This window comes from Bacteroides sp. ET71 (assembly GCF_023336905.1).
GTDB lineage: Bacteria > Bacteroidota > Bacteroidia > Bacteroidales > Bacteroidaceae > Bacteroides.
On record NZ_JAMBLS010000061.1, the window covers coordinates 1 to 5131 of the forward strand.

Here is a 5131-nt window from a genome sequence, read left to right on the forward strand (position 1 = left end):
GAAAACTTTCGAAAAAGGAAGAAATTTGCCAACCCCACTTTGCAAATTAGACAAAAAGGGCTATCTTTGCCCCCTGATAAAAGAAATTAATCAGCATGGAATCATTCTATCGCACACACGCCTATCTTGTAGAGCACACCAATGCCCCTGTACGCCGTGACCTCATGGATGAGATCAACTGGAACGATCGGCTTATTGGCATCAAAGGCACTCGTGGCGTAGGAAAAACGACTTTCTTGCTGCAATATGCCAAAGAGAAATTTGGCACAGACCGTTCATGTCTCTTTATCAACATGAACAATTTCTATTTTTCAGGTCATGGCATTGTAGAATTTGCTGACCAATTTCAACGCCGGGGAGGGCGTGTTTTACTTATAGACCAAGTATTTAAGCACCCTGATTGGAGCAAGGAGTTACGTCGCTGTTATGATTGTTTTCCTGACCTGAAGATTGTCTTTACCGGCTCATCTGTCATGCGGCTGAAAGAGGAAAACTCTGAATTATGTGATATCGTTAAAAGCTATAATTTACGAGGATTTTCTTTCCGCGAATATCTTAATCTTCAAACAGGACTTAAATTCCATGCTTATACGTTGGAAGAGATATTGGATAACCATGAACAGATTGCTCGAGGTATTTTATCCAAGGTACACCCTTTGGATTATTTTCAAGATTATTTGCACCATGGATTTTATCCATTCTTTCTAGAAAAACGCAATTTTTCAGAGAATCTGTTGAAAACCATGAATATGATGGTAGAAGTAGATATTTTACTTATCAAGCAGATTGAACTGAAATATCTCTCCAAAATAAAAAAGTTACTCTATCTCTTGGCCGTTGATGGACCCCAAGCTCCTAATGTTAGCCAATTAGCAGGAGATATACAGACTTCACGCGCTACAGTAATGAACTACATTAAATATCTGGCGGATGCACGTCTAATCAACATGGTTTATCCTTTAGGGGAAGAATTTCCCAAGAAACCCGCTAAAATCATGATGCACAATCCTAACCTGATGTACTCTATTTATCCTATCCGTGTAGAGGAGCAAGATATTTTGGACACGTTTTTTGTCAATACTTTATGGAAAGATCATAAAGTAAACAAAGGTGACAAGAATGTATCGTTTATGGTAGACCAAGTCATGCCTTTTAAAATATGTAGTGACGGTGGACGTTTAAAAAATAATCCCAACGTAACTTATGCTATGCACCGAATGGAAATCGGACGGGAGAATCAAATCCCGCTTTGGTTGTTCGGCTTTTTATATTAGAACGAAATAAATGACATAAATAACGAGTTGTATTACTTTTATAATCCTATTAGTTATGACTAAACAGAAAAAATTCATCACCTGTGATGGTAACGAAGCTGCAGCACATATCTCGTATATGTTCTCAGAAGTTGCAGCCATCTACCCCATCACTCCGTCATCCACGATGGCTGAGCACGTGGATGAATGGGCTGCCGCAGGTCGTAAAAACATCTTCGGCGAAACGGTCCTCGTACAGGAAATGCAATCTGAAGCCGGTGCTGCCGGCGCCGTTCATGGTTCTTTGCAAGCCGGTGCACTAACCACTACCTACACAGCCTCTCAAGGCTTGCTGCTGATGATTCCGAACATGTACAAGATTGCTGGTGAAAACCTGCCTTGCGTGTTCCATGTATCAGCCCGTACACTGGCGAGCCATGCCCTGTGTATCTTCGGTGACCACCAAGACGTGATGTCCTGCCGTCAGACGGGCTTCGCCATGCTGTGCGAAGGCTCTGTACAGGAGGTTATGGACCTGGCCGGTGTGGCACACCTCTCTACGTTGAAGGCTCGCGTGCCGTTCATAAACTTCTTCGACGGCTTCCGCACCTCTCACGAAATCCAGAAGATTGAGAAGCTGGACAATGAAGACCTGGCTCCGCTCATCGACCAAGAGGCTTTGGCCGAATTCCGCAGCCGCGCCATGAACCCCATGAACCCCGTCATGCGTGGTATGGCCGAGAACCCTGACCACTTCTTCCAGCACCGCGAGGCTTGCAATCCGTTCTATGAGGAAGTGCCCGCCATCGTAGAGGACTACATGAAGAAAATCAGCGAAATCACGGGACGCCAATACGGCCTCTTCGATTACTACGGTGCTCCCGATGCCGAGCGCGTCATCATCGCCATGGGCTCCGTAACGGAAGCCATCCGCGAGGTTATCGACTACCTGACGGCCAAAGGCGAGAAAGTGGGCCTCGTAGCTGTTCACCTCTACCGTCCGTTCTCTGCCAAGCACTTCCTGGCTGCTGTGCCCAAGACAGCCAAGCGCATCGCTGTGCTGGACCGCACGAAGGAGCCGGGTTCCAATGGCGAACCTTTGTATATGGACGTCAAGGACTGCTTCTACGGCGCAGAAGATGCTCCGTTCATCGTGGGCGGACGCTACGGTCTGGGGTCGAAAGACACCACGCCAGCACAAATCCTGGCTGTATATGACAACCTGAAGCTGAACACGCCGAAGAACCACTTCACCATCGGCATCGTAGATGATGTGACGTTCACTTCCCTGCCTCAGGAAGAGGAAATCGCCATGGGCGGCGAAGGCATGTTCGAAGCCAAGTTCTACGGTTTGGGTGCCGACGGTACGGTAGGTGCCAACAAGAACTCCGTGAAAATCATCGGCGACAACACCGACAAGCACTGCCAGGCTTACTTCTCGTATGACTCCAAGAAGTCCGGCGGCTTCACTTGCTCGCACCTGCGTTTCGGCGATACGCCCATCCGCTCCACTTACTTGGTGAACACGCCTAACTTCGTGGCTTGCCACGTTCAGGCTTACCTGCACATGTACGACGTGACCCGCGGCTTGCGCAAGAACGGTACCTTCCTGCTGAACACCATCTGGGATGGCGAGGAACTGGCCAAGAACCTGCCGAACCGCGTAAAACGCTACTTCGCACAGAACAACATCACCGTTTACTACATCAACGCCACACAGATTGCACAGGAGATTGGCTTGGGCAACCGCACCAACACCATCCTCCAGTCGGCCTTCTTCCGCATCACCGAGGTAATCCCCGTTGACCTGGCCGTCGAGCAGATGAAGAAGTTCATCGTGAAGTCCTACGGCAAGAAGGGCGAAGACGTGGTGAACAAGAACTATGCTGCCGTTGACCGCGGTGGTGAATACAAGCAACTGACCGTAGACCCCGCATGGGCCAACCTGCCCGATGATGCCAAGGCCGAGAACAACGACCCGGCTTTCATCAACGAAGTGGTTCGTCCTATCAACGCCCAGGACGGCGACCTGCTGCCCGTATCTGCCTTTAAGGGCATTGAGGACGGTACCTGGATGCCTGGCACGGCCAAGTACGAGAAGCGTGGCGTAGCCGCCTTTGTTCCCGTATGGAATCCTGAGAACTGTATCCAATGTAACAAGTGTGCCTATGTTTGTCCGCACGCCTCCATCCGTCCGTTCGTGCTCGATGCAGAGGAGCAGAAGGGTGCCAACTTCCCGATGCTGAAGGCTGTGGGCAAGGCATTCGACGGCATGACATTCCGCATGCAGGTAGACGTAATGGACTGCCTGGGTTGCGGCAACTGCGTGGACGTATGTCCGGGCAACCCGAAGAAGGGTGGCAAGGCCCTGCAAATGGTTCACTTGGAGAGCCAGATGGGCGAAGCTGCCAACTGGGAATACTGTGTGAACAACGTGAAGAGCAAACAACACCTGGTAGACATCAAGGCCAACGTGAAGAACAGCCAGTTCGCTACGCCGTTGTTCGAGTTCTCCGGCGCATGCTCCGGCTGCGGCGAAACCCCGTACGTGAAGCTCATCAGCCAACTGTTTGGTGACCGCGAGATGGTGGCCAACGCCACGGGTTGCTCCTCCATCTACTCCGGCTCCGTACCGTCCACGCCTTACACGAAGAACGAGAAAGGTCACGGTCCGGCATGGGCAAACTCCTTGTTCGAGGACTTCTGCGAATTTGGTCTGGGTATGGAACTGGCCAACGAGAAGCTGCGCGAACGCATCGCCAAGCTGATGCAGGAAGGCATTGCCAACGAAGCTACTCCCGCCGAATACAAGGCCATCTTCCAAGAATGGCTGGACAACGCACTGGATGCCGACAAGACGAAGGACATCTACGAGCGCATCGTGCCCATGCTGGAAGCTGCCAAGGACCAATGCCCCATCTGCGCCGGCCTCTACGACCTGAAGCAGTACATCGTGAAGCGCAGCCAGTGGATCATCGGTGGTGACGGTGCTTCCTACGACATCGGTTACGGCGGCCTCGACCACGTGATTGCCAGCGGCAAGGATGTCAACATCCTCGTGCTCGACACGGAGGTTTACTCCAACACGGGTGGCCAGTCTTCCAAGGCTACTCCGCTCGGTGCCATTGCCAAGTTTGCTGCCAGCGGCAAGCGCGTCCGCAAGAAAGACCTCGGCCTGATGGCTACGACCTACGGCTATGTATACGTGGCACAGATTGCCATGGGTGCCGACCAGGCCCAGACGCTGAAGGCCCTGCGCGAAGCCGAGGCTTATCCCGGCCCGTCGCTCATCATCGCCTACGCTCCGTGTATCAACCACGGCCTGAAGGCAGGCATGGGCAAGAGCCAGGCCGAGGAAGAGAAGGCAGTGAAGTGCGGCTACTGGCACCTGTGGCGTTACAACCCCGCCCTGGAAGCCGAAGGCAAGAACCCCTTCACCTTGGACAGCAAGGAGCCGGAATGGGAAGGCTTCAAGGACTTCCTGAAGGGCGAAGTGCGCTACGCATCCGTCATGAAGCAATATCCGCAGGAAGCCGAAGAACTCTTCCAGGCTGCCGAAGACAATGCCAAGTGGCGTTACGCCAGCTACAAGCGCATGGCTGCTGAAAGCTGGGGCGTATGTCCGCCTGACACCATGCTGAACAAGTAATCCTCGATTTTGATTAGCCATAGAAGGCCGCTCCTCATGGGGGCGGCCTTTTTCATGTGATTATCTACGAACGTTATAGATTACTATCTACGAACGTTTCAGATTACTATCTGAGATTGCTTCAGATTACTATCTGAGATTGTTTCAGATTACTATCTGAGATTGCTTCAGATTACTATCTGAGATTACTTCAGATTACTATCTGAGATTACTTCAGATTACTATCTGA

General features: G+C 51.2%; 2 protein-coding genes. Both read left to right on the forward strand.

The features are described 5' to 3' along the window. Positions 1–95 precede the first annotated feature (95 nt). Positions 96–1274 (forward strand): ATP-binding protein, encoded by a 1179-nt coding sequence (locus M3090_RS14755; protein ID WP_249057581.1) that lies wholly within the window; start codon positions 96–98, stop codon positions 1272–1274. Positions 1275–1329: 55 nt separating this feature from the next. Then, positions 1330–4902, forward strand: a complete 3573-nt coding sequence (gene nifJ / locus M3090_RS14760; protein WP_249057584.1) for a pyruvate:ferredoxin (flavodoxin) oxidoreductase — start codon at positions 1330–1332, stop codon at positions 4900–4902. Positions 4903–5131: the final 229 nt, after the last annotated feature.

Excerpts from the sequence above, each read along its gene's own strand:
- M3090_RS14755 (WP_249057581.1), top strand. The coding sequence starts at position 96 with ATGGAATCATTCTATCGCACACACGCCTATCTTGTAGAGCACACCAAT.
- nifJ (WP_249057584.1), top strand. The coding sequence starts at position 1,330 with ATGACTAAACAGAAAAAATTCATCACCTGTGATGGTAACGAAGCTGCA.